At 72.3% G+C, this 21,649-nt stretch carries 22 protein-coding genes; 7 read left to right on the top strand and 15 right to left on the bottom strand.

Going from position 1 to position 21,649, the window contains the following annotated elements:
• Positions 1 to 115: 115 nt before the first annotated feature.
• A complete protein-coding gene (locus C2L58_RS37350) occupies positions 116 to 1,066 on the bottom strand; it encodes an oxidoreductase (RefSeq protein WP_103342365.1) in 951 nt (316 codons plus the stop codon).
• A gap of 18 nt (positions 1,067 to 1,084) precedes the next feature.
• A complete protein-coding gene (locus C2L58_RS37345; protein WP_103342364.1) occupies positions 1,085 to 1,606 on the bottom strand; it encodes a hypothetical protein in 522 nt (173 codons plus the stop codon).
• A gap of 131 nt (positions 1,607 to 1,737) precedes the next feature.
• Between C2L58_RS37345 and C2L58_RS37340 the strand changes: the two genes are divergently transcribed.
• Together C2L58_RS37340 and C2L58_RS37335 are read left to right on the top strand one after the other, a co-directional pair.
• A complete protein-coding gene (locus C2L58_RS37340; RefSeq protein WP_103342363.1) occupies positions 1,738 to 2,349 on the top strand; it encodes a TetR/AcrR family transcriptional regulator in 612 nt (203 codons plus the stop codon).
• Between the two features lie 4 nt (positions 2,350 to 2,353).
• Positions 2,354 to 3,289 carry an LLM class F420-dependent oxidoreductase gene (locus C2L58_RS37335; protein ID WP_103342362.1) on the top strand — a complete coding sequence of 312 codons (936 nt, stop codon included), beginning with the start codon at positions 2,354 to 2,356 and terminating at the stop codon, positions 3,287 to 3,289.
• Positions 3,290 to 3,385: 96 nt separating this feature from the next.
• Here C2L58_RS37335 and lipB read toward each other — a convergent pair whose 3' ends face one another.
• The 6 genes from lipB to lpdA are packed head-to-tail and all read right to left on the bottom strand — an operon-like array spanning position 3,386 to position 9,804.
• On the bottom strand, positions 3,386 to 4,129 hold the full coding sequence (gene lipB, locus C2L58_RS37330; protein ID WP_103342361.1) for a lipoyl(octanoyl) transferase LipB: 744 nt from the start codon (positions 4,127 to 4,129) through the stop codon (positions 3,386 to 3,388).
• Positions 4,126 to 4,749, bottom strand: a complete 624-nt coding sequence (locus C2L58_RS37325; protein ID WP_103342360.1) for a phosphatase PAP2 family protein — start codon at positions 4,747 to 4,749, stop codon at positions 4,126 to 4,128. The genes lipB and C2L58_RS37325 overlap by 4 nt, the downstream gene beginning before the upstream one ends.
• Positions 4,746 to 5,621, bottom strand: coding sequence for a TIGR01777 family oxidoreductase (locus tag C2L58_RS37320; protein WP_103342359.1), 876 nt, complete (start codon positions 5,619 to 5,621; stop codon positions 4,746 to 4,748). Before C2L58_RS37320 ends, C2L58_RS37325 begins: the two co-directional genes overlap by 4 nt.
• A gap of 23 nt (positions 5,622 to 5,644) precedes the next feature.
• Complete coding sequence (locus C2L58_RS37315) at positions 5,645 to 6,580, bottom strand: serine hydrolase (protein ID WP_103342358.1); 936 nt, start codon at positions 6,578 to 6,580, stop codon at positions 5,645 to 5,647.
• A 4-nt stretch (positions 6,581 to 6,584) separates the two neighbouring features.
• A complete protein-coding gene (gene sucB, locus C2L58_RS37310) occupies positions 6,585 to 8,375 on the bottom strand; it encodes a 2-oxoglutarate dehydrogenase, E2 component, dihydrolipoamide succinyltransferase (RefSeq protein WP_103342357.1) in 1,791 nt (596 codons plus the stop codon).
• 55 nt (positions 8,376 to 8,430) lie between these two features.
• A complete protein-coding gene (lpdA, locus tag C2L58_RS37305; RefSeq protein WP_103342356.1) occupies positions 8,431 to 9,804 on the bottom strand; it encodes a dihydrolipoyl dehydrogenase in 1,374 nt (457 codons plus the stop codon).
• 182 nt (positions 9,805 to 9,986) lie between these two features.
• On the opposite strand from lpdA, the gene C2L58_RS37300 reads away from it, so the two are divergent.
• Entirely contained in the window at positions 9,987 to 10,331 is a 345-nt protein-coding gene (locus C2L58_RS37300) for an oxidoreductase (protein WP_103342355.1), read from the top strand.
• Here the strand turns inward: C2L58_RS37300 and C2L58_RS37295 are convergent.
• The 5 genes from C2L58_RS37295 to C2L58_RS37275 form a co-directional block, all read right to left on the bottom strand.
• Positions 10,328 to 10,780: a GNAT family N-acetyltransferase gene (locus tag C2L58_RS37295; RefSeq protein WP_103342367.1), complete on the bottom strand. Its 453-nt coding sequence runs from the start codon at positions 10,778 to 10,780 to the stop codon at positions 10,328 to 10,330. The genes C2L58_RS37300 and C2L58_RS37295 overlap by 4 nt on opposite strands.
• Positions 10,781 to 10,790: 10 nt before the next feature.
• The gene (locus C2L58_RS37290) at positions 10,791 to 11,747 is read right to left on the bottom strand and encodes an SMI1/KNR4 family protein (RefSeq protein ID WP_103342354.1); all 957 of its coding nucleotides are present in this window, start codon (positions 11,745 to 11,747) and stop codon (positions 10,791 to 10,793) included.
• A gap of 10 nt (positions 11,748 to 11,757) precedes the next feature.
• The gene (locus C2L58_RS37285) at positions 11,758 to 12,735 is read right to left on the bottom strand and encodes a TAXI family TRAP transporter solute-binding subunit (protein ID WP_103342353.1); all 978 of its coding nucleotides are present in this window, start codon (positions 12,733 to 12,735) and stop codon (positions 11,758 to 11,760) included.
• Positions 12,732 to 14,696, bottom strand: coding sequence for a TRAP transporter permease (locus tag C2L58_RS37280; protein ID WP_103342352.1), 1,965 nt, complete (start codon positions 14,694 to 14,696; stop codon positions 12,732 to 12,734). The genes C2L58_RS37285 and C2L58_RS37280 overlap by 4 nt, the downstream gene beginning before the upstream one ends.
• A gap of 128 nt (positions 14,697 to 14,824) precedes the next feature.
• Positions 14,825 to 16,324: a leucyl aminopeptidase gene (locus C2L58_RS37275; protein WP_103342351.1), complete on the bottom strand. Its 1,500-nt coding sequence runs from the start codon at positions 16,322 to 16,324 to the stop codon at positions 14,825 to 14,827.
• 109 nt (positions 16,325 to 16,433) lie between these two features.
• On the opposite strand from C2L58_RS37275, the gene C2L58_RS37270 reads away from it, so the two are divergent.
• Both C2L58_RS37270 and C2L58_RS37265 read left to right on the top strand, forming a co-directional pair.
• Positions 16,434 to 17,282 (top strand): hypothetical protein, encoded by an 849-nt coding sequence (locus C2L58_RS37270; RefSeq protein WP_103342350.1) that lies wholly within the window; start codon positions 16,434 to 16,436, stop codon positions 17,280 to 17,282.
• Positions 17,283 to 17,376: 94 nt separating this feature from the next.
• Positions 17,377 to 18,051: a DUF402 domain-containing protein gene (locus C2L58_RS37265; RefSeq protein ID WP_199191639.1), complete on the top strand. Its 675-nt coding sequence runs from the start codon at positions 17,377 to 17,379 to the stop codon at positions 18,049 to 18,051.
• Here C2L58_RS37265 and C2L58_RS37260 read toward each other — a convergent pair.
• Positions 18,008 to 18,307: a hypothetical protein gene (locus tag C2L58_RS37260; RefSeq protein ID WP_043781520.1), complete on the bottom strand. Its 300-nt coding sequence runs from the start codon at positions 18,305 to 18,307 to the stop codon at positions 18,008 to 18,010. The two genes, C2L58_RS37265 and C2L58_RS37260, sit on opposite strands and share 44 nt — an antisense overlap.
• 97 nt (positions 18,308 to 18,404) lie before the next feature.
• Between C2L58_RS37260 and C2L58_RS37255 the strand changes: the two genes are divergently transcribed.
• The gene (locus tag C2L58_RS37255; RefSeq protein WP_103342348.1) at positions 18,405 to 19,508 is read left to right on the top strand and encodes a branched-chain amino acid aminotransferase; all 1,104 of its coding nucleotides are present in this window, start codon (positions 18,405 to 18,407) and stop codon (positions 19,506 to 19,508) included.
• Positions 19,509 to 19,556: 48 nt separating this feature from the next.
• On the opposite strand, the gene cobT is transcribed toward C2L58_RS37255, so the two are convergent.
• A complete protein-coding gene (gene cobT, locus C2L58_RS37250) occupies positions 19,557 to 20,633 on the bottom strand; it encodes a nicotinate-nucleotide--dimethylbenzimidazole phosphoribosyltransferase (protein WP_103342347.1) in 1,077 nt (358 codons plus the stop codon).
• A 328-nt stretch (positions 20,634 to 20,961) separates the two neighbouring features.
• On the opposite strand from cobT, the gene C2L58_RS37245 reads away from it, so the two are divergent.
• Positions 20,962 to 21,639, top strand: a complete 678-nt coding sequence (locus C2L58_RS37245; protein ID WP_103342346.1) for an IspD/TarI family cytidylyltransferase — start codon at positions 20,962 to 20,964, stop codon at positions 21,637 to 21,639.
• The last annotated feature ends 10 nt before the right edge of the window (positions 21,640 to 21,649 follow it).

Below are 21,649 nucleotides of genomic sequence, written 5' to 3'. Positions count from 1 at the left end.
CTTGATCCACGGCGGCTTCTTCTCGATCGGCGTCTCACTGTTGCGAACCTCGAGACGCAGCAGCTTCCGGCCTTCAGGCGCAGCACTCACGACCTCAACCGTACGCCCGTCCGGGCTACGCGGGATCCGGGGTGACGCCGGTCAGCTTCGCGGTGACGTCCCACAACGCGGCCCCCAGCGACTCGCTGCGCGCGGCCGCCAGCGGGCGCACCTTGACCGGGTGGCCGCGCACGCCGCCGAGGCTGCCCGGGGCGATGTAGTCGCCGCCCTCGACGCCGTCCGCCGTGGCCGCGTACAGCTGCGGCAGCGCGCCCTGGCGGACGTTCTGCGCGAAGAGCACCTCGCCGATCCGGTGGCCGCCGGCGATGACCGAGCGGACGACCGGGTTGGAGTACGACCGCGCCATCCCGCTGCCGAGGCCGGTGGCGGTGTACCCGGGGTGGGCGGCGACGCTGAGGACGTCGTCGCCGGCCGCGCGCAGCCGCCGGTCGAGCTCCAGGGCGAACACCTGGTTGGCGAGCTTCGACTGCCCGTACGCCGTGGCCGGGTTGTAGCGGCGGTGCTCGGCGTTGGGGTCTTCGAGGTCGATCCGGGCGCCGACGGCGGCCAGGCTCGACAGCGCGACGACGCGGGCGTGCCGTCCGCCGCGCAGCGCGGGCAGCAGCAGCCAGGTCAGCGCCGCGTGCCCGAGGTGGTTGGTACCGAACTGCAGCTCGAAGCCGTCGGCGGTGCGGCCGCGGGCGGTCGCCATCACACCGGCGTTGTCGACCAGCACGTCCAGCGCGTCGCCGGTGCGTTCCCGCACCGACACGGCGGCCGCGCGCACCGAGGCGAGCTCGCTCAGGTCCAATGGGATGAGCTCGGGTTCGGTGCCCGCGGCGGCCGCTTTCACGATTTCGAGTGCCTTCGCGCCGCGCTCGGCGGAGCGACAGGCGAGGAGCACGCGGGCCCCCTTGCCCGCGAGCACCTCGGCGGTGCGCAGCCCCAGGCCGGAGTTCGCCCCGGTGATCAGGACGGTCCGGCCGCTCTGATCGTCGATGTCGGCTTCGCTCCAGCGCTGAGTCATGGGTGAAGCTAACCGTGTTTACGCGCTCGGCGCGAGCAGTCGCCGCAGGTGTCCGAACACCGGACGGCGGCGGGTGCTTTCTTCGCGGTTCGCGCGCAGCAACGCCTCGAACGCGTGGCCCACCTTGACGATTTCGCCGGCCGGTTCGCGCGGGTCGGCCAGTCCGGCCGTGACGGCGAGCATCCGCAGCTCGCCTTCGTGCATCCGGCGCAGCGACGCGTGCCGCTCGTAGGCGCCGTCGAGGACCGCGCGCAGGTCGGTGTGCTCGTCGACGGCCGCGCGCCAGGCGCGGGTGACGGCGTCGACGTGGTCGCCGAGGCCGTCGGCGTCGTCCGGGTCGATGACCTCGGTGCGCAGGCGCCCGCTCAGCGTCCGCGTCCACTGGTACTGCAGGGCGGTGAGGACGTTTTCCTCGGTGCCGAAGTGCTCTTCGGCACCGGGCACCTCCTCGAGCGGCAGCGGCGCGCCGGGATTCCGGGCGGCCAGGCGGACGGTCGCGTCGAGGATTTCCTGACGTCGGTAGAAGTCTGTCCAGCTCATCGTGTGGCTCCCCTTCCGTGGCCCGGGTCATACCGCGGGTCTGCGGCATACTCCCGGTACGGACCTGACGCGCCGAACATACCATGAGTATGGAGAGCTGTTCCGGGCGTAAAGTTGTGAAGGTGGCGACAATGAGGTCCAGACGACTCGACTACTCCGAGTCGACGCGGTCCGCGCTGGTCGACAGCGCGGTCGAACTGTTCACCAAGCGCGGTTACGCGGGAACCTCGCTCGACGAGATCGCCAAACGCGCCCGGGTGACCAAGGGCGCGCTGTACCACCACTTCAGCGGCAAGCAGGCGTTGTTCGAAGCCGCGTTCGACCAGGTCGAGAGCCTCGTCTACGACCGGCTCGACAAGATCATGACCGGGGAGGGCACGCCGTGGGAGCGGGCGCTCGCCGGGCTCAACGCGTTCTTCCGCGCCTGCCTCGACCCCGCCTACCAGCGGATCGCCATCCACGAGGCCCCGGTCGTGATGGGCTGGGAGCGCTGGCGCGAGGCCGAGGAGCGGTGCAGCTTCGGGCTGGTCCGCTCGGGCCTGCAGTCGCTGATCGACGCGGGCGAGGTCGAGCCGGTGCCGGTCGAGGTCACCGCGCGGCTGCTGTTCGGCGCGCTGTCGAGCGCGGCGACCGAAATCGCCAGTTCGCCCGACCCGAAGAAGGTCCGCGCCGAGATCGAGGACGTGATCGTCCGCATGCTGGTCCGGCTGAGGCGCACGGAGCCCGACGTCTCTATAGGCTGACGTCGTGGACTTGAGGATCTTCACCGAGCCCCAGCAAGGGGCCAGCTACGACGACCTGCTGCGTGTCGCCAAGGCGACCGAAGCCGCCGGGTACGACGCCTTCTTCCGCAGCGACCACTACCTGAAGATGGGCTCGGCCGACGGCCTGCCCGGCCCGACCGACGCGTGGATCACCCTCGCCGGCCTGGCCAGGGAGACCAGCCGGATCCGGCTGGGCACGCTCGTCACCGCGGCGACGTTCCGCCACCCGGGGCCGCTGGCCATCTCCGTGGCGCAGGTCGACCAGATGTCGGGCGGCCGCGTGGAGTTCGGCTTCGGCGCCGGCTGGTACGACGCCGAGCACGCGGCGTACGGCCTGACGCTGCCGCCGCCGAAGGAGCGCTTCGACCGCTACGCCGAGCAGCTCGAGATCATCACCGGCCTGTGGAAGACGCCGGTGGGCTCGACGTACTCGTTCGCGGGGGAGCACTACACGCTGTCCGAGTCGCCGGCGCTGCCGAAGCCGGCCCAGTCCCCGGCCCCGCCGGTGATCATCGGCGGCGCCGGCAAGAAGCGCACCCCGGCCCTGGCGGCCCGCTTCGCCGACGAGTTCAACCTGCCGTTCACCGACGCGGAGACGGCGGTGGCCCAGTTCGCCCGCGTCGAGGCCGCGGCGGCGGAGATCGGCCGGGACCCGAAGGAGATCCTGCGCTCGGTGGCGCTGGTGATCGGCGTGGGCCGCTCGGACGCGGAAGTCGCGCAGCGGGCGTCGGTGATCGGGCGGGACGTGGACGAGCTGCGGGCCAACGGGCTCGCCGGGTCGCCCGCGGAGGTCGTCGACCGGATCGGGCAGTGGCGGGAGAAGACCGGGATCACCCGGGCTTACCTGCAGCTGCTGGATCTTTCGGACCTGGACCAGATCGAGCTGATCGCCGCCGAGGTTGCGCCGCAGCTGGACTGAGCAGCCCCCGTTTTCCACGCTAGCGGAACGGTCCGACAGTTCCGGAGCCTGAAACCGTGCCGGCCACCTGTTGTCCACAGGTGGCCGGCACGGTTTTCAGTTCTGGAGAGCGAACGTGACGCCGGGGGCCTGAGGGGCTTCCGGGCGCGGCAGCCAGCGGTCCTCGCTCACCGGGAGCTCCCCTTCGAGCGCCGCCAGCACCGCGTCGCGGGCCAGGGGGAGGACCGCTTCCACCGTCACGTCCCGCTGGAGCTCGTACGACAGGGATGTCACGCCCGCGTCGCGGATGCCGCACGGGACGATCGAATCGAACGCCGCCAGGTCCGCGTTGCAGTTCAGCTCGAAGCCGTGCATCGTCACGCCGCGCTGGACGCGGATGCCGATCGCCGCGATCTTGCGCTCGATCCCCCGGTCGTCGGCCGGGATCCACACGCCGCTGCGGCCCTCCACGCGGCCGGTCGCCACGCCGAGCCGGTCGCACACGTGGATCAGCGCCTCCTCCAGGCGCCGCACGTAGTGGACCACGTCGATCGGGTCGGCGAGCTTCACGATCGGGTAGCCGACCAGCTGGCCCGGGCCGTGCCAGGTGATCTTGCCGCCGCGGTCGACGTCGATCACCGGGGTGCCGTCCACCGGCCGGTCGGCCGGCTCGGTGCGCTTGCCCGCCGTGTACACCGACGGGTGCTGCAGCAGGAACATCGTGTCCGGCGCGGTGCCGTCGGCGCGCTCGGTGAGCCGGCCGCGCTGGAGCTCCCAGGCTTCGGTGTAGTCGATCGTGCCGAGTTCCCGGACGTCGACGGGCTCGGTGCTGGCGCGGCAGGAAGTGCGGGAAGAACTCACCCGTCGAGGCTACGCCCGTCACCCGGCGGAAGCAGCCGCAAGGCACACGCTGAGAGCAGCCCGACACCGGTCACCGCCAGTACTGCGCCGATCGTGTCCGTCACCCAGTGCACGCCGAGCACGACACGGCAGGCGGCCGACAGCACCACCGCCACCGCGACGGCCGCCGCCACGCGCCGGACCAGCCGCGGCCACACCCACGCGCACAGCAGGAGCAGGACGAACCCGGTGCTCGCCACCGACACCACGTGCCCGCTCGGATAGCTCAGGTCCGGGTAGTCGCGCGGGCGTTCCCGCAGGAAGATCGGCTTGAACACCAAGCTGGTCAGCCTGCACAACAGCAGCACGACGGCCAGCCGGACGCACAGGCCGACGTGCACACGCCGCCGCAGCGCCAGCGCCAGCAGCGCGACGCCGAGGACGTAGGGGAGCACCGGGCCGAGGACGTCGCTGCCGGCCTGCGCGACCCGCCCGAGCGGCTCCGCGTACACGCCGTGGAGAGCCTTCGACACCGCGACGTCGAGGGACAGCGGCTGCCGCGCCACGCTCAGCCCGAGCAGGACGAACGCGGCCGAGAACACCAGGCCCACGACCAGCCAGCGCTGCAGCCGGACACTCATGCCGCGGCGAGCGCGCTGTCCAGGGTCCGGTGCCGGAACGCGTACCCCGACCGCTCCAGCGCGGCCGGGACGGCCCGCTGCCCGAACAGCGCCATCTCCTCGCCGGCCTGGCCGAGCACGGCCTTGAGCGCCACCCCGGGCACCCACCACGGCGCGGGCCGGTGCAGCGTGCGGCCGACGGCCCGGGTGAACTCGGCGTTGGTCACCGGTGCCGGGCCGGTCAGGTTCACCGGCCCGGAGACGTCGTCGTGCGTCAGGACGTGGACGATCGCGCCGACCTCGTCCTCGAGGGAGATCCACGGCATGTACTGGCGGCCGTCGCCGAGCCGCCCGCCCAGGCACAGGGCGAAGAGCGGGCGCAGCGTGCCGTACAACCCGCCCTTCGCGGACAGGACCAGCCCCGTCCGGATCTTCACGACCCGCGCGTCCCCGGCGGCGGCCGTCGCCGCTTCCCACCCTTCGCACAGCTCGGCCAGGAAACCCCGGCCGCGCGGCGCGGACTCGTCCACAATGGACTCGTGGGTGTGGCCGTAGTACCCGACGGCGGAGGCGTTGACGAGCACGCCGATGCCGTGTTCGGCCACGGCTTCGGCGAGCACCTCGGTCGGCTCGACCCGGCTGTCGATGAGCTGCTGCTTGCGCATCGCGCTCCACCGGCCGGGGAACAGCCGCTGCCCGCCCAGGTTCACGACGGCGTCGACCCCCTCGAAGGCGCCGCTCGCGACGGTGCCCGACGGCGGGTCCCAGCGGAATTCGCCGCCTTCGCGGGCTTCGCGCCGCACCAGGCGGCGGACCTCGTGGCCTTCGCGCAGCAGGCGTTCGCCCAGCGCCGACCCGATCAAGCCACTCGCTCCGGCGATCAGTACTCGCATGGTTCGATCGTGGCCCATCGGAGTCACCGCCGCACGCCCAGGTCTCGCGCGAAAGTGGGAAGGTCGGCCAGGATCGCCAGGCCCAGGCCGGGGAGCGGCACGTCGGGGAAGTCCGTGCCGGTGAACAACACCGCGACGGTGCCGCCGTCCGTGGAGAGGCCGAAGCCGCGGGTGCGGGGCAGGCTCCCGCCCTTGTACAGCGGGTCGCCGCCGAGCTTGTGGCGCGCGAGCGCGGCGGCGGGAGTGTCCGCGGTCGCGAGGTGGCGGTGGAAGGCGAACAGCCGCGCCGCGGTGCCCTGGGCGGTCTTCTGTGTCCAGGCCCACTCCGCTTCGGCGGAGATCGGCTCGCCCCGGACGCGGTCGAGGACCTCCCGCCGGAACGCGGGATCGGCGGTGAAGCGCGCGGTCAGGTCCGGGTCGCCGGGGAAGAGCGAGCGGAGGGTTTCGCCGCAGAACCAGCGGAGGTCCGCGTCCGGCCAGCCGCCGTCCGTCGCCGCCGCCCGCAGGGCCTCGTCGCCGAGCCGGGCGCGGAGGTAGTCGGGGGCCGCGTTGTCGCTGACGGAGATCATCGCCGTGGCGATCGCGTCCAGCGGGACGAGCCGCTCCGGGTCGCGGGCGACGCCGTACTCGTCGCAGGCGATGCCCAGGGCGGTCAGGGCCCGGTGGTGCGCGCCGGCGCCGAGCGGGCCGTCGCCGTCGAAGGGGTGGAACGCGTCCCAGTCGCCGACCCGGACCGGCTCGTCCGGGTCGAGGCCGCCGGCCACCGCTGTCGTGTAGGCGAGCAGCGGGACGACCTTGATCGTCGAGGCCAGGGCGCGCGGCACGTCCGGGAGGTGGCTCAGCCGGCGCCCGGCGCCGTCCTCGGCGACCACCGAAACATCGCCGCGGTGGCCGGCGAGCCAGGCCCGGAACGCCGCGAAGGGCTCCCCACCGGCTGGTGCGGAGCCCTTCGCGGTCATGCGGTCAGAGGCCGAGTTCGCTCTCGAAGTTGCCCTCTTCCAGGCGCTGCTTGATCGTCGTCAGGAAGCGGCCCGCGTCGGCCCCGTCCACCAGGCGGTGGTCGTAGGTCAGCGGCAGGTACGCCATCGACCGGACGGCGATCGTGTCGTTGCCGTCGGCGTCCGCGACCACGACCGGGCGCTTGACGACCGCGCCGGTGCCGAGGATGCCCGACTGCGGCTGCACGATGATCGGCGTGTCGAACAGCGCGCCGACGCTGCCGATGTTCGTGATCGAGAAGGTGCCGCCCGACAGCTCGTCCGGCTTGATCTGGCCCGCCCGCGCCCGGCCCGCCAGGTCGGCGATCCGGTGCGCGAGACCGGCCAGGCTCAGCTCGCCCGCGTCGTGGATCACGACCGAGAGCAGCCCGCGCTCGGTGTCCACCGCGATGCCCAGGTGCACGGCGCCGTGGTAGGTGATCTCCTTCGTGTCCTCGTTGTAGGACGCGTTGACGTTCGGGTGCTGCTTGAGCGCCTCGACGGTGGCCTTCGCGAAGAACGGCAGGAACGTCAGGTTGACGCCCTCGCGCTCCTTGAAGCCCGCCTTCGCCCGCTGCCGCAGCTTGGCGATCTTGGTGACGTCGACCTCCTGGACCTGCGTGAGCTGCGCGGCGATCTGCAGCGACTCGCGGGTCTTGGTGGCCGTGATCTGGCGGATCCGGCTGGCCTTCTGCACGGTGCCGCGCAGCGCGGCGAGCTCCGGCGACACCGCGGCCGCGGGACGCGCGGCGGGCGCCGACGGGGCAGCGGCAGCGGCCGGGGCGGCAGCGGCCGGAGGGGCGGCCTGCTGCTTCTGCTTCTCCTCGGCCGCGGCCAGGACGTCCTGCTTGCGGATCCGGCCGCCGACGCCGCTGCCGGTCAGCGACGCGAGGTCGATGCCGTGCTCCGACGCGAGCTTGCGGACCAGCGGCGTGACGTACGGGCCGTCCGCCGAGCCGTCCTTCGCCGCGGCGGCCGGGGCCGACTCGGTGGCCTTGGCCGCGGGGGCGGCCTGCGGCTCGGGCTTCGGTTCCGGTTTGGCCTCCTGAACCGGCTCGGGCTTCGGCTCCGGCTTGGGTTCCGGCTTCGGCTCGGGCTTGGGCTCCGGCTCGGGTTCGGGCTTCGACTCGGCCTTCGGCGCCGCGTTCGCGTCGCCGATCACCGCCAGGACGCCGCCGACCTCGACGGTCTCGTCCTCGCCCGCGCGGATCTCCAGCACCGTGCCGGCCACCGGCGACGGCACCTCGGTGTCGACCTTGTCGGTGGAGATCTCGAGCAGCGGCTCGTCGACCTCGACCGAGTCGCCGACCGCCTTCAGCCAGCGCGTGACGGTGCCCTCGGTGACGCTTTCGCCCAGCTCGGGCAGCTTCACCTCGGTGCCTTCACCGCCGGCCGCCGGTGCGGTGTCCGGCTTGCTCGGCGCGCTGTCCTGGGTCTGCGGCTCGGGCTGCTCCGGCTCGGCCGGCTGCTCGGGCTCGGGCTCCGGCTCGGACTTCTGCTCTTCCTGCGCGGGGGCGGAGGACTCGGGCGCGCCGCCGGAACCGTCGTCGATCACGGCCAGCTCGGCGCCGACCTCGACCGTCTCGTCCTCGGCGGCGCTGATCTTCACGACCGTGCCCGCCACCGGGGAGGGCACCTCGGTGTCGACCTTGTCGGTCGAGATCTCGAGCAACGGCTCGTCGACCTCGACGGTGTCGCCCTCCTGCTTAAGCCACCGGGTGACGGTGCCTTCGGTGACGCTCTCCCCGAGCTCCGGCAATGTGACGGAGTAGGCCATCGTTCGCTGACTCCTCTTCCAAGTTCTGCGTGGTCTGGATTCTGCTGGTGGGACGTCAGCTGTGCACGTGCAGCGGCTTCCCCGCGAGGGCGAGGAACGCTTCACCGAGGGCCTCGGTCTGGGTCGGGTGGGCGTGGATGAGCGGCGCGACGTCCTCGGGGAAAGCCTCCCAGCTGTAGATCAGCTGCGCTTCGCCGATCAGCTCGCCGACGCGGTCGCCGACCATGTGCACGCCGACGACCGGGCCGTCCGGGGCCTTGACCAGCTTGACCCCGCCGGAGGTCTTGAGGATCTGGCTCTTGCCGTTGCCGCCCAGGTCGTAGGTGAACGTCGTGACGTCCGAGCCGTACTTGTCCTTCGCCTGCGACTCGGTCAGCCCGACCGACGCGACCTCCGGGTGCGAGTAGGTGACCCGCGGGATGCCGCTCTCGTCGATCACGCGCGGGTTCTCCCCGGCGATCTCCTCGGCGACGAAGATGCCCTGCTGGAAGCCGCGGTGCGCGAGCTGCAGGCCGGGGACGATGTCGCCGACGGCGTAGACGTTCGGCAGGTTCGTGCGCAGCCGCTCGTCGGTGAGGACGAAGCCGCGCTCGATCTTGACGCCGGCCTCCTCGTAGCCGTGGCCCGCCGAGTTCGGCCCGCGGCCGACGGCGACCAGCAGCAGGTCGGCCTCGATGGTCTCGCCGGACTCCAGCGAAACGCTCACGCCGTTGTCGTCCTGCTTCGCGCCGGTGAACTTCACCCCGGTCTTGAAGGCGATCTTCCGGCGGCGGAAGGCGCGCTCGAGCTGCTTGGACGCGAACTCGTCCTCGTTCGGGACCAGCCGCGGCAGGGCCTCGACGATGGTGACGTCGACGCCGAAGGAGGCCCACACGCTGGCGAACTCGACGCCGATGACGCCGCCGCCGAGGACCACGACCTTCTTGGGGACGTAGTCGAGGGCCAGGGCCTGCTCGCTGGCGATGATGCGGCCGCCGAGCTCCAGGCCGGGCAGCGTGCGCGAGTACGAGCCGGTGGCGAGGATGACGTTCTTGCCGGTGTAGCGGGTGCCGTCCACCTCGACGGTCGTGCCGCCGACGAACGTGCCGCTGCCCTCGACGAGGTTCACCTTGTGCGCCTTGGCCAGGCCCTGCAGGCCCTTGTACAGGCGGGCGACGATCCCGTCCTTGTACTTGTTGACCCCGGCGATGTCGATGCCCTCGAAGACGGCCTTGACGCCGACCGCTTCGGCTTCCCGGGTCTCGTCGGCGACCTCGGCGGCGTGGAGCAGGGCCTTGGTCGGGATGCAGCCCCGGTGGAGGCACGTCCCGCCCAGCTTGTCCTTCTCGATCAGCGTGACGGAAAGGCCCAGCTCGGCCGCGCGGAACGCCGCGGCGTAGCCGCCCGATCCGCCTCCCAGGATCACGAGGTCGGCGGAGGTGTCGGTCACTTCATTAACTCCTCGGCAAGCAGTGGGGTGATGCTCTGTCGTCGCCCGTTCCCGGTATAACCGCGCGCGCGACACCCGCCATCTTGTCACTACGCCGGACGGGGCTGCGAGCTAGCCGGGTGTGCGACGCCGACCACACGCGGAGTCCGGGATAATGAGTGGCGGAAGTCTCGTGAGGGAGGGTGGTCGAGGTGGGTCTCTTCGACTCGCTGCGCAGGCGGGCCAAGGGTGGGCAGCGGGCCGGCACGCTGCGGAAAGCCAGCACCGAGGACACCCGTCACCTGGAGGAGTGGGTGGCCACCCGGCGGGGTGTCGAGGCGTTCGTGGAGCCGAAGACCAACGTCACCGAGACCACTGTGGTGTTGATCGCCCACGACGGAGAGTGGACCCGCCGCCGCATCGGCAGCCTGGAGGCCGCGCAGCAGTTCGGCCACCGCCGCTCGATCCCGGTGTACGAGGTCGCGCGCGTCGGGTACCCGAAGCGGATGCGCGAGTACACCGAGCGGAAGAAGCGCGGCCAGGTCTAGAGGTCGATCCGGCCGACGACCTCGCCGTGGTGGGTCTGCCCGGTGGGGCGGAAGCCCAGCTTGAGGTAGAAGTCCTCCGGGCCGCCCTCGGCCGGGAGCCAGAGCACGGTCGCCGTCTTTTGGCCGCGTCTTCGAGCTTCTTCGAGGACGGTTTCGACGGCGAAGCGGCCGTAGCCGCGGCCCTGGACGCCCGCGCCGACGTTGAGACGCCAGACCCCGCAGCGGAAGAAGTCGAACTCGGCGTCCGGGTCGAACGCGCCCATGACGAAGGCGACCGGTTCCCCGTCCCGCAGGATCAGCCGCGGCCAGGCCACTTCCGGCTGCGTGTAGGCCTCGGCGAGCGAGACGGCGACCGGCGCGACGAAGTCCTTCTGGTGCGGTTCGACGGCCAGCTGGCACGCGGCGGCGACGTTGTCGCGGGTGATCTGCTCCGCGGTGAGAGTGGTCACCCGGTCCAACCTACGTGGCCTGGGCGAGCAGCGCGGCGTGCCGGACCAGCGCGGCGCGGAACGAGGGGTGGACGGTGGTGCCGAGGACCGGGTCGACCTCGACCACGTGTCCCGAGGAGAGCAGCAGCACCGGCGGGTCCGACAGCACCACGACACCGTCCTCGGCCCGCAGGTCCGCCGTGCCGAGCAGGCGCGGGAAGACCACGTCCGCGGGCAGGCCGTCGCAGGTGCGCAGGAACTCGCGGACATCCGCGGGCAGCTCGGCGCCCAGCCGCAGCTCGGCCGAGCGGATCGCCGCCTCCGACGCCGGAGGTGGTGCCGTGCCGCCGCGCAGGCGCAAGATCTCCGCGATCAGCTCCGGCCACGTGCCGAGGTCCGGCGGGTATCGCTCGTGCAGTGCCGCGATCAGCGCTCCCGCGCAGGTCGGCGCCCACTCGCGCAGTCCGAGCGGGTCAGAACCGGCGACCAGCGTCGGAGCGAGGGCCCGCGTCGCCGCGAGGGCCGCGACATCCGGGTGCGGGCCCGCCGACTCGGCCCAGCGAGCCAGATCTCCGTCCGAGAGTGCCGCGCGGTCCCTATCTGGGCGCGAGGGCGCCACCCGCTTGATCACCTCGGCGACCGGGCCCGGCGGGAGGACGCCTTCGAGGTCGGAAACCGGCCTCCGCAGCAAAGCCGCGTGCCTGCGCTCTTCGAGATCCAGGTCGAGCGGCGGCATGCCCTCAGCCCATTCCGGCCGCGCGCCGCGAGCCTCGAAGAGCATCGCCCACGCGCGGGCCCGCACCGGGTCCGCGGCCAGCGCGGCCACCGGCCGTTCCGTCCGCGCCTGCCACTGGGTGACCAGCCGGTCGGCTTCGTCGAGGGCGCCGGACACCGCGAGCAGCAAGGCCGCGTAACCCACCTGGTCGTCGACGCGCGCCTCGGGCGCCGTCAGGACGTCGCGGACCGCCGCTTCGAGGTAGTCCTGCACCCCGCCGACCCTAGCCCAGCGCTTGTTTGGCGCCCGGGTGCAGCGGCACCGGGTCGGTCCGGGTCGCCAGCTGCCGCGAGATCTCCTTCGCCGCCGGATGCACCTTCGCCAGCTCCGCCTGCTTGTCGAAGATCAGCTTCGTGATCGCGCACGCGTTGCCCGCCGGGAAGTCCTCGCGCACCAGCAGGAGGTTGGGCACCACCACCGTCGGCACGTCGGCGGGCTGCGCGTAGGCCGCCTTCGGGATCACGGCCTGGTCGTAGACCGGGTTGACCTTCTTCAGCGCGGGCAGTAGCGGCGTGATGTCGAGGAAGTTCACCTTGTCCTTCATGGCCGTGGTGATGTCGGTGATCTGCGCGGTCGGCAGCCCGCCGGACCAGACGAGCCCGTCGAGGGTGCCCGCCTTCATGCCGTCCGCGGTCTTGGCCAGGTCCAGCCGCTGGGCCTGGACGTCGGTGTCGGGCTTGAGCCCGGCCGCCTGCAGGAGGCGGTTCGCGATCACCTCGGTGCCGGACTTCGGCGAGCCGGTCGAGATCCGCTTGCCCTTCATGTCCGCGACGCTGTCGATCCCGGCGTCCGCGCGCACCAGCACCTGCGTCGAGTTCGGGTAGATCCGGGACAGCGCCTGGATCTTCTGCGGCTTGCCGTCGAAGGAGCCCTTGCCGTTGACCGCGTCCGCCGCGGTGTCGGCCAGCGAGAACGCGACGTCGTAGTTGCCGGCGACCAGCTGCTGGATGTTCTGCACCGACGCCCCGGTCTCCGCGGCCGTCGCGCGCAGCTTCGTGCTGTTGCTGATCAGCTGGGCCAGCCCGCCGCCCAGCACGTAGTACACGCCGCCGCTGTTGCCGGTGGCGATGGTGATGCGGCCTTCACCTGCTTCGCAGGACTGCGTCGCACCGCCGGGGGCGGCCTGGTCGGTCTGCTGTTTCCCGCCGCAGCCGGTGACGGCCAGAGCGAGTACCGCGGCGGCGGCGACGGCGCGTTTCATGCTGTCCTCCTCTTGATCACGGCGTGGGCGAGCAAGGCGGCGGCGCCGCACGCGGCACCGATCGCGATCGGCACCGGCTCCAGGTAGAGCAGGCAGAGAGCGGCGGGCACGAACAGCAGCCGGACGGGGACACTGACCGGCCCGAAGAGCCAGCCCCCGGTGACCACCGCCAGCGCGGCGACGGCGAGCGCGGACACCGCCGTCACCCACAGCACGGTGAGCAAGTCGGATTCCAGCAGCAGCGCGGCGCCGTTGTCGGTCAGCACGAAGGCGATCGGCACCAGGAACGCCGGGAGCGTGTACTTCCAGCACTGCCACATGGTGCCGAGCACCGAGCCGCCGGTGATCGCGGCCGACGCCACCGCCGCCAGCGCGGTCGGCGGCGTGACCTCCGACAAAACGGCGTAGTAGAAGATGAACATCGCGCGCTCGGCGTCGGCGACGCCGAGCGTCTCCAGCGCGGGGCCGATCACCACCCAGGCGATGATGAAGCTGGCGGTGACCGGCACGGCGAGTCCCAGCACGCCGACGGCGATCGCCGAGAGCAGCACGGTCAGGATGAGGACCAGCGTGCCGTTGTCGGTGAGCGCGCCGGCCAGTTCCACCAGCGCGTCGGCGAGTTCGAGACCCAGCCCGGTCTTGGTGATGGTCGAGGTGATCACCCCGGCCGCCGCGCACACCGCGATCACCGGCAGCGCGCCCCGGACGCCGGCCGACAGCGCGTCGACCATGTCCTTCGCCCACCCGCGCACGTCGTGGCGCCGGGCGAGCAACGCGAACAGCGCGGCGACGCCGGTGGCGTAGACCACCGCGGCGAACGGCGGGATGTCCAGGGCGAGGAACACGACGATGATCCCCAGCGACAGGAAGTGATAACCCCCGCGCCGCAACAGCTTCCACGGATCTTCGTGCGGGACGTCGACGGCTTCGGCCTTGAAGCGCCGCGCGTCGGCCTCCATCGCGAACACGATGCCGAGGTAGTAGAGCAGCGTCGGGACGGTCGCCCAGATCAGCACCTTCAGGTACGACGTCTGCAGGTACTCGGCGATGATGAACGCCGCGGCGCCCAGCGTCGGCGGCGAGAGGATGGCCCCGATGCCGGACGCGGCCAGCAGGCCACCCGCGTTTTCCTTGGGGTACCGGGCTTTCCGCAGGATCGGCCAGGTGATCGAGCCGAGACTGACCGCGGTCGCCGTGCCCGAACCCGACACCGTGCCGAGCAGGAAACCCGACAGCACGGTGGTCCGGCCCGGCGCCGTCCGCGACCGGCGGAACGCGGCGAAGGAGATGTCCACGAAGAACTTCCCGGCGCCGGAAGCGTTGAGCACCGCGCCGTAGAGGGTGAACAGCACGATGTAGCTCGCCGCGACGTCCAGGGGAGTGCCGTAGAACCCGCTGGCGTCGTTGAAGAGCGCGTTGACGATCTGGCTGAAGTCGACGCCGGCGTGGGCGATGCCCCAGTTCTGCGGGAGGAAGCCGCCGTAGTAGGCGTAGGCGAGGAACAGCAGGCAGACGATCGGCAGCACCAGCCCCGTGGTGCGGCGGGTGGCTTCGAGGATCAGCACCAGCAGCAGCGCGCCGGCCACGATGTCCAGCGGCGACAGGATGCCCTGGCGGTTCAGGAAGTCGTCGTAGCCGACGAGGACGGGGTACAGGCCGACGGCCAGGGCGGCGACGGCCAGCGCCCAGTCGGTCCAGCCCGGGTTGTCGCGGCCACGCAGCCGCGGGCGGTAGCAGAGGAACACCAGCGGCAGCGTCACGCCGAGGAAGAGGACGAGGAAGAACTGGTTGCCCTTGGCGAACGGGAAGAACACCTGCTTGAGCACCAGGACCGCGACGGCGAGAGCGACGAAGTAGACGACGCGGTCCGGCACCCGGGGCAGCTTCCGCGCCGGGCGTTCCTCGTCGTGCTCGGCGGCGATTCCGGCGGGGGAGTCGCGTTCCACCGGCTCGGTCGTCACCGTGCCACGGTACGGTGTCGCGGATCACACCGAAAGCGGCAAACGGATCACTCCGGGCGCCGGCGGTCGTGAGTGGTAAGGCGGGTTCTAACCCGCCTTACCACTCACGACCAGCAGCGGCAGACTGGTCAGCCGTTGGCGGCGATGTCCGCCAGCACCGCGGCGATCGACCGCACCGGGACGCCGGTGCCGCCCTTGCCGGTGTAGCCCCACGGGGAGCCGGTGTTGAACGACGGGCCCGCGATGTCGATGTGGACCCAGTCGAGGCCGTCCGCGACGAACTCTCGCAGGAAGATCCCGGCGGCGAGCATGCCGCCCCAGCGGTGGCCGGTCACGTTGGCCAGGTCGGCCAGCCGCGAGTCGAGGTCGGCGCGCAGTTCCTCCGGCAGCGGCATGGCCCAGCCGTTTTCGCCGGTGGCCTGCATGACGCCGGCGACGCGGTCGCGGAAGTCCTCCGAGCCCATCACGCCGGCGGTGCGGTTGCCGAGCGCGACGACCTGGGCGCCGGTCAGCGTCGAGGTCTCGATCAGGTAGTCCGGGTTCTCCTCGGCCGCGCGCACCATGGCGTCCACGAGCACGAGCCGGCCCTCGGCGTCGGTGTTGAGCACCTCGACGGTCTTGCCGCCGTACATGGTCAGCACGTCACCCGGGCGGTACGACGTCCCCGACGGCAGGTTCTCCGCCAGCGGGATGTGCGCGACGACCTCCAGCGGGTACTTCAGCTTCGCCGCCAGCACCACCGACGCGAGCACGCCGGCCGCGCCGGACATGTCCGAGGTCATGTGGTCCATGTTCGCGGCGGGCTTGAGCGAGATGCCGCCGGAGTCGAACGTGATGCCCTTGCCGACCAGCGCGACCTTCTTGGCGGCCTTGGCCGGCTTGTAGGCCAGGCGCAGCAGCCGCGGCGGGCGCGACGAGCCGCCGCCGACGCCGAGGATGCCGCCGAAGCCCTTGCGCTTCAGGGCCTTCTCGTCGAGCACCTCGAACTCGAGGCCGTTGTCCTCGGCCAGCTTCTTCGCCTGGTCGGCGAAGGAAGCCGGGTAGAGGTCGTTCGGCGGGGTGTTGATCAGGTCGCGGGCGACGATGACAGCTTCGGCGATGGCGCCGGCCGCCTTCAGGGTCGCCTTGTGCTCGCGGGCGGTGCCGTCGGCCGGGCTCGTGAAGTCCGCCTTCGCCAGCGGGGCGTCGCCCTTCTCCGAGCGGTAGGCGGTGAAGACGTACGAGCCGAGGATCGTGCCCTCGACGGCGGCCTGCAGGTCGAGCTCGGACAGCGTGACCAGCGCGCGGTCGGTGCCGGCCAGCGCGCGGCCGGCGGCGCCCGCGGCGCGGCGGACCTGCTCCGGGGTGACGGCGCCGGCCGCCTTGCCCAGGCCGACGGCGAGCACGACACCGGCGGGGAGCTTGCCCAGCGTCGGGACCTTGACGACCTCTTCGGCCTTGCCGCTCGCGCCGAGCGTGGCCAGCAGGCCGGCGAGCCGGCCGTCGAAGGCGGCGTCCACGGCGGCGGCGCCGGGGGCGAGCACGGGACCGTCCTCGCCGGCCAGGGTGCCGATGACGACCACGTCGGCGCGCGTCTTGGCCAGTGCCTCCCCGGTGTTGTCGGACAGGGCGAGCTTAGGCACGGTCACTTCTGGCTCCTCGCGCGTTCTCGGTGGTACCGGGCACCGGCCCGGTCGGGATCGTGAGCCATGCTAATGACGACGGAACCACGGGTGAACACAGGTACGGGAGGGCCGCGTGCGGCTGGGCGGTGGACTGCTGGTGGCGCTGGCGGCCGGGGCGGCGGGCGCGGGCTGGTGGCTGCTCGCCGGGCTGGTGCTCGCGGCGGTGGCCGCCGGCGTGACGGCGCGGGTCCCGGAACCGGGGGATGCCCTGGTGGACCGGGTCGCCGTCGCCGTCGCGCGGCCGGCCGAGGTGACGGTCTACGCGATCGCGTTCGGCGCCTACGTCTTCCCGGAGCACCGGGCGGCGGCCGCCGCGGCGTTCGTCGTCGTGGTGACCGGCGCGGGGTTCGCCGGGCTGGAGATCCCGACGATCGTCGTACGGATCACCGGCGCGCTGATGCTCCTCGCGGGTCTCGGGCTGATTGCGGTGTGCGTCGCGGTGCCGCCGGTGGCGACCGTCGGCGGCGGCCTGCGGCCCCCGGACTTCGCGGGCGTGCTCGTCGCCGCGGTGATCTTCCTCCCGTTCCTGCGCGCCCGGCGAGGCGAGCACGCCGGGTGGCGGGTGCTGCTCCTCGGCGGGGTCGCCGTGCTGGTGGCCTTCGCGGCGCTCTACCAGCTCGGCGCGGTGCGGCTCGGGCTGTCACTCACTTCGCTTCGTGACCTGTTGTCCGCCGCCGACGCGGACGCGCTGCAGCCGCTGCTCACCGTCGTCGCCGTGATCGCGACCGTCGTGCCCGCGCTCGGCGCCGGGACCGAGGTCCGGGCCCGCGCCGGGATGCCGGGGCTTGCCGGGCTCGCCGTCGCCGTGGTGGCCGCGTACCTGCTGCCGGTGCTGCCCGTGCTCGTCGTCGCCGGGTTGGCCACCGTGTTCGAGCTGCTACTGGGCGTACGCGCGCGCAGGTACAGTGCCGATCTGCACTAATCCGACCACAGCCACGGCCGCATGGCTTCCGGGCAACGGTCACGTGCCGTGCAGGGGGCGGCCTACTTTTGGCCGGATTAGTACAGTGAGACCCGTGAGTGATCGACGCTGGCGGCCGGGGGAAACCGTGGTCGAACGGTTCCACCGCCCCGACGGCTCGATCGGCCAGGTCCACCCGCTGCGCGTCCTCGAAGACGACGGCCGCGTCCTGCGTGCCTGGTTGCCGGCGGGTACGCCGATCATCGGCAGCAGGCTCGCCGACGGCCGCCTGATGCGGGACGCCCCGCTGGACCAGCGGTTCCGCATCCCGCGGGTGGCGGTGCCGGACTGCTGGCACGGCGCGTCGACGCTGCGCCGGATCCCCGAAGACGAGTGGTCGTCGGTCTGGTGGTTCTTCGACCTCGAAGGCCGGTTCAAGAACTGGTACGTGAACCTGGAGATCCCGCTGGGCCGCACGCCCGGCGCGGTCGACCGGATCGACGGCGTGCTCGACGTCGTCGTCGAGCGCGACGGCAGCTGGCGCTGGGACGACGAGGACGAGGCCGAAGCCGCCATCGAGGTCGGCCGCCTGACGCTCGAGCAGTTCGACCGGCTGCGCGCGGAGGGCGAGCGGATCGGCGCGCTGGCCGACCGCGGCGCCTACCCGTTCGACGGGACCGACACCGACTTCCGCCCGGACGAGGGCTGGCCGGCGCCGGAGCTGCCGCCCGGCCTGCCGGCTTCGCTCAGCCCGCGGTCAGGAGAAGGATCAGCGCCAGCACGGCGTTGACGACCGCGAGGATGACGACCGACTTGGTCGGGAGCACCTTCGGGAACGCCTTGCCGTGGATCTTCCGCCACCACACGACGCCGAAGACGCCGCCGACCAGGCCGAGGAAGCCGCCGAAGCCGCTGTCCAGCACGGCCCAGCCGACCATGCCGAGCAGGCCGACGCCGAAGGTCAGCAGCACCGCGGCGACGAAGGTCTTGATGTCGGCGCCGGTGGTCTTGGGCCGGGGGACCGGCTCAGTGGAGTGGTAGGTCACCACCGCATCCTAGAGCGCTCGCCCCGCGGGCGCGGGGAACTCCGGAACAGATGGACATCCGACTAACGCGCGTCCGAGCAAGCGGTATCGTCTAGCCATGACGACCACGACACAGTTCGCCCATATCCCGCACCCGAGTCCTGCGAGCGCGGACCGTGTCGCGGAGGTACTCGCCGCCCCCGGGTTCGGGGTGTACTTCACCGACCACATGGTCACCGTCAAGTGGTCGAAGGCCGAAGGCTGGCACGACGCCCAGGTCGGCCCGTACGCGCCGTTCACCCTCGACCCGGCGACGTCGGTGCTGCACTACGGCCAGGCCATCTTCGAGGGTCTCAAGGCCTACCGCCAGCCGGACGGCTCGATCGCGTCGTTCCGCCCGGACGCCAACGCCGAGCGGTTCCGCCAGTCGGCCGAGCGGCTCGCCATGCCCCAGCTGCCCGAGGAGGTCTTCCTCGAGTCGCTGCGTGAGCTCATCGCCGTCGACGGCCGGTGGGTGCCCACCCGGCCGGGTGATTCGCTGTACCTGCGGCCGTTCATGATCTCGACGTCCACCGGGCTCGGCGTCAACAGCCCGGCCGCCGACTACGTGTACACGGTCATCGCTTCGCCGGCCGGGTCGTACTTCGCGGGCGGCGTGAAGCCGGTCAGCGTCTGGCTGTCCACCGAGTACGTCCGGGCGGCCCCCGGCGGCACCGGCGCGGCCAAGTGCGCCGGCAACTACGCGGCGTCGTTCGTGGCGCAGGCGCAGGCCGTCGAGAAGGGCTGCGACCAGGTGGTGTGGCTCGACGCGGTCGAGCGGCGCTGGGTCGAAGAGATGGGCGGGATGAACCTGTTCTTCGTCTTCGGCTCCGGTGAGAACGCCCGGGTGGTGACCCCGGAGCTGACGGGCTCGCTGCTGCCCGGCGTCACCCGCAAGTCGCTGCTGCAGCTGGCTTCGCGGCTCGGGTACAAGATCGAGGAGCGCCGGATTTCCACCGAGGAGTGGGAGAAGGCGGCCGCGTCCGGCGAGCTGACCGAGACGTTCGCCTGCGGCACCGCGGCGGTGATCACCCCGGTCGGCCACGTGAAGCACGCGGAGGGCGAGTTCACGATCGCCGACGGGCAGCCGGGCGTGCTGACGATGAAGCTGCGCGAAGAGCTGACGGGGATCCAGGAGGGCACCCGCTCCGACCCGGACCACTGGATGGTCCCGCTCGGCTGAGCGGTTTTCCGAAGCGGCCCCCGGTGCGCCGGGGGCCGCTTTCGTTCGTCAGGAAGCGGGTGCGGCGATCAGCGGGCCGGAGACGCCGGCCTGCTCGTGGGTGGCCGTCTCGGCGAGGACGCGGGCGGCCATCATCAGCAGCGGCAACGCGGTCACGGCGCCGGTGCCTTCGCCGAGCCGGACGTCCAGTTCCAGCAGCGGGCCCAGGTCGAGGTGCTCCAGCGCGAGGGCGTGCGCCGGTTCGGCCGTCCGCTGGCCCGCGACCCACCAGCGCCGCGCGCCCGGGGCCAGGTCTTCGGCGACGAGCGCGGCGGCGCAGGCCACCAGGCCGTCCAGGACGACCGGCGTCCGGCGGACCGCGGCCTGGGCGAGGAACCCGGCCATCGCGGCGATGTCCGCACCGGCCGTGGTGCGCAGCAGGCCGACCGGGTCGGCCAGCACCGCACGGGCCCGGCGCAGGGCGTCGCGCACGGCGGTGGCCTTGCGCATCCACGCGTCGTCGTCGATGCCGGAGCCGCGGCCGACGACGGCGACCGGCTCGGTGCCGGTCAGGGCCGCCACCAGCACCGACGCCGGGGTGCTGTTGCCGATCCCGAGGTCGCCGGGAATGAGCAGGTCGGCCCCGCCGTCGACTTCGGCGTCGGCGATCGCGATCCCGGCCCGGATCGCCTTTTCCGCTTCGTCGGCGGTCAGCGCGTCTTCGACGTCGATGGAGCCCGAGCCGCGGCGGACCTTGAACTCGCCGATCGAGCGCGTCGCGGGGGCCTCGGTGTCGACGGCCAGATCGACGACGCGCACGCTCGCACCCGCGGCGGCGGCCAGCACGTTGATCACGGCGCCGCCGGTGAGCATGGTCCCCAGCAGCTGCGCGGTGACCTCGGCGGGATAGGCGGAGACGCCCTTGGCGGCAATGCCGTGGTCCCCGGCGAAGACGACCACGCGCGGCCGGGTGAACGGCCGCGGCGGCGACTGCCCCTGGCAGGCGGCGATCCAGACACCCAGCTCTTCCAGCCTGCCCAGCGACCCGGCGGGTTTGACCAGCTTGTCGTGCAGCGCGATGGCGGCGGACCGAGCGTGGTCATCGGGTGGGGTGATCTCGGCGAACTCGATGTTTTCCGGCTCCACACCAGGCCCTTTCTTCGGCACGGCAACGCTGTGGCCAACCTACCGGGCACGGGCGGCGGGCAGTTGTGCGGCCGGTGGGCGCGGCTTCGGCGCTTCCGGGTGCCGAGCGGTTCGGCGGCCGCCGCTGCCGGGCTGGCCGCAGGGTGGGCCGGCGTCGGCTCGGCCGCGGCTGCCGCGGCTGCCGCGGGGTCGCGCGGGGAACCGGCCCGCGGGTCCGGCTTGGTCTTGGGCAGAGTCAGTGCCCGGGCGAGTGGCGCTGTCCCGAGATCGCCCGAAACCCGGCCACGCGCCCGGCCGCGCTCACCGGCGCCCAGTAGTCTCGCGGCTCGTGGAGACGACGGCGGCCGCGGTGGTGCTGGCCAGTGGCGCGGGGACCCGCGTCGGCGCGAAGGTGAACAAGGTCTACCTGCCCCTGGCCGGGCGGCGCGTCGTCGCCTGGTCGCTGGACGCCTTCCGGCGCGTCCCGGGGATCGGCGTGCTCGTGCTGGTGATCCGGCCGCAGGACCGCGAACTCGCCGAAGAGGTCGCCGGCGAAGACGTCGAGATCGTGTACGGCGGCGACACTCGGCAGGCCTCCGAGCTCAACGCCCTCCGTCACCTCGCCGAGCGCATAACAGGCGGCCGGGTCGACGCCGTGCTCTTGCACGACGCGGCCCGGCCGCTGGTCCACCCCGAACTGGTCGGTGCGGTTTTGGCCCGGACACGCGAGGACGGGGGGGCTGTGCCGGGCCTGGCCGCGGACGACGTCGTCGAGGTGGATGCCGGGCACCTGGTCGCCCAGGTGCCCGGCGCGATCCGCGTCCAGACGCCTCAGGGCTTCCGGGCCGGACCGCTGCTCGAGGCCTACGAGAAGGCCGAGCGCGAAGGTTTCGTGGGGACGGACACTTCGTCGTGCATGGAGCGGTTCTCCTCCCTGCCGATCCGCTGGGTCCCGGGCGCTCCCGAGAACCTCAAGATCACCTACCCGCACGACCTCGTCGTCGCGGAGCGGCTGCTCGCCCGCTGAGCCTGATGAC

It is taken from the genome of Amycolatopsis sp. CA-126428 (genome assembly GCF_002904335.1).
GTDB lineage: Bacteria > Actinomycetota > Actinomycetes > Mycobacteriales > Pseudonocardiaceae > Amycolatopsis.
The sequence above is the reverse complement of the archived record's forward strand: the minus strand, read 5'-3'. Positions and strand labels throughout refer to the sequence as shown.

What these genes read in the sequence shown, in the direction of transcription:
- C2L58_RS37340 (WP_103342363.1), top strand. Translation starts at nt 1,738, where the DNA reads ATGAGGTCCAGACGACTCGACTACTCCGAGTCGACGCGGTCCGCGCTG.
- C2L58_RS37350 (WP_103342365.1), bottom strand. Translation starts at nt 1,066, where the DNA reads ATGACTCAGCGCTGGAGCGAAGCCGACATCGACGATCAGAGCGGCCGG.
- sucB (WP_103342357.1), bottom strand. Translation starts at nt 8,375, where the DNA reads ATGGCCTACTCCGTCACATTGCCGGAGCTCGGGGAGAGCGTCACCGAA.
- C2L58_RS37345 (WP_103342364.1), bottom strand. Translation starts at nt 1,606, where the DNA reads ATGAGCTGGACAGACTTCTACCGACGTCAGGAAATCCTCGACGCGACC.
- C2L58_RS37255 (WP_103342348.1), top strand. Translation starts at nt 18,405, where the DNA reads ATGACGACCACGACACAGTTCGCCCATATCCCGCACCCGAGTCCTGCG.
- C2L58_RS37320 (WP_103342359.1), bottom strand. Translation starts at nt 5,621, where the DNA reads ATGCGAGTACTGATCGCCGGAGCGAGTGGCTTGATCGGGTCGGCGCTG.
- C2L58_RS37285 (WP_103342353.1), bottom strand. Translation starts at nt 12,735, where the DNA reads ATGAAACGCGCCGTCGCCGCCGCCGCGGTACTCGCTCTGGCCGTCACC.
- C2L58_RS37315 (WP_103342358.1), bottom strand. Translation starts at nt 6,580, where the DNA reads ATGACCGCGAAGGGCTCCGCACCAGCCGGTGGGGAGCCCTTCGCGGCG.
- C2L58_RS37325 (WP_103342360.1), bottom strand. Translation starts at nt 4,749, where the DNA reads ATGAGTGTCCGGCTGCAGCGCTGGCTGGTCGTGGGCCTGGTGTTCTCG.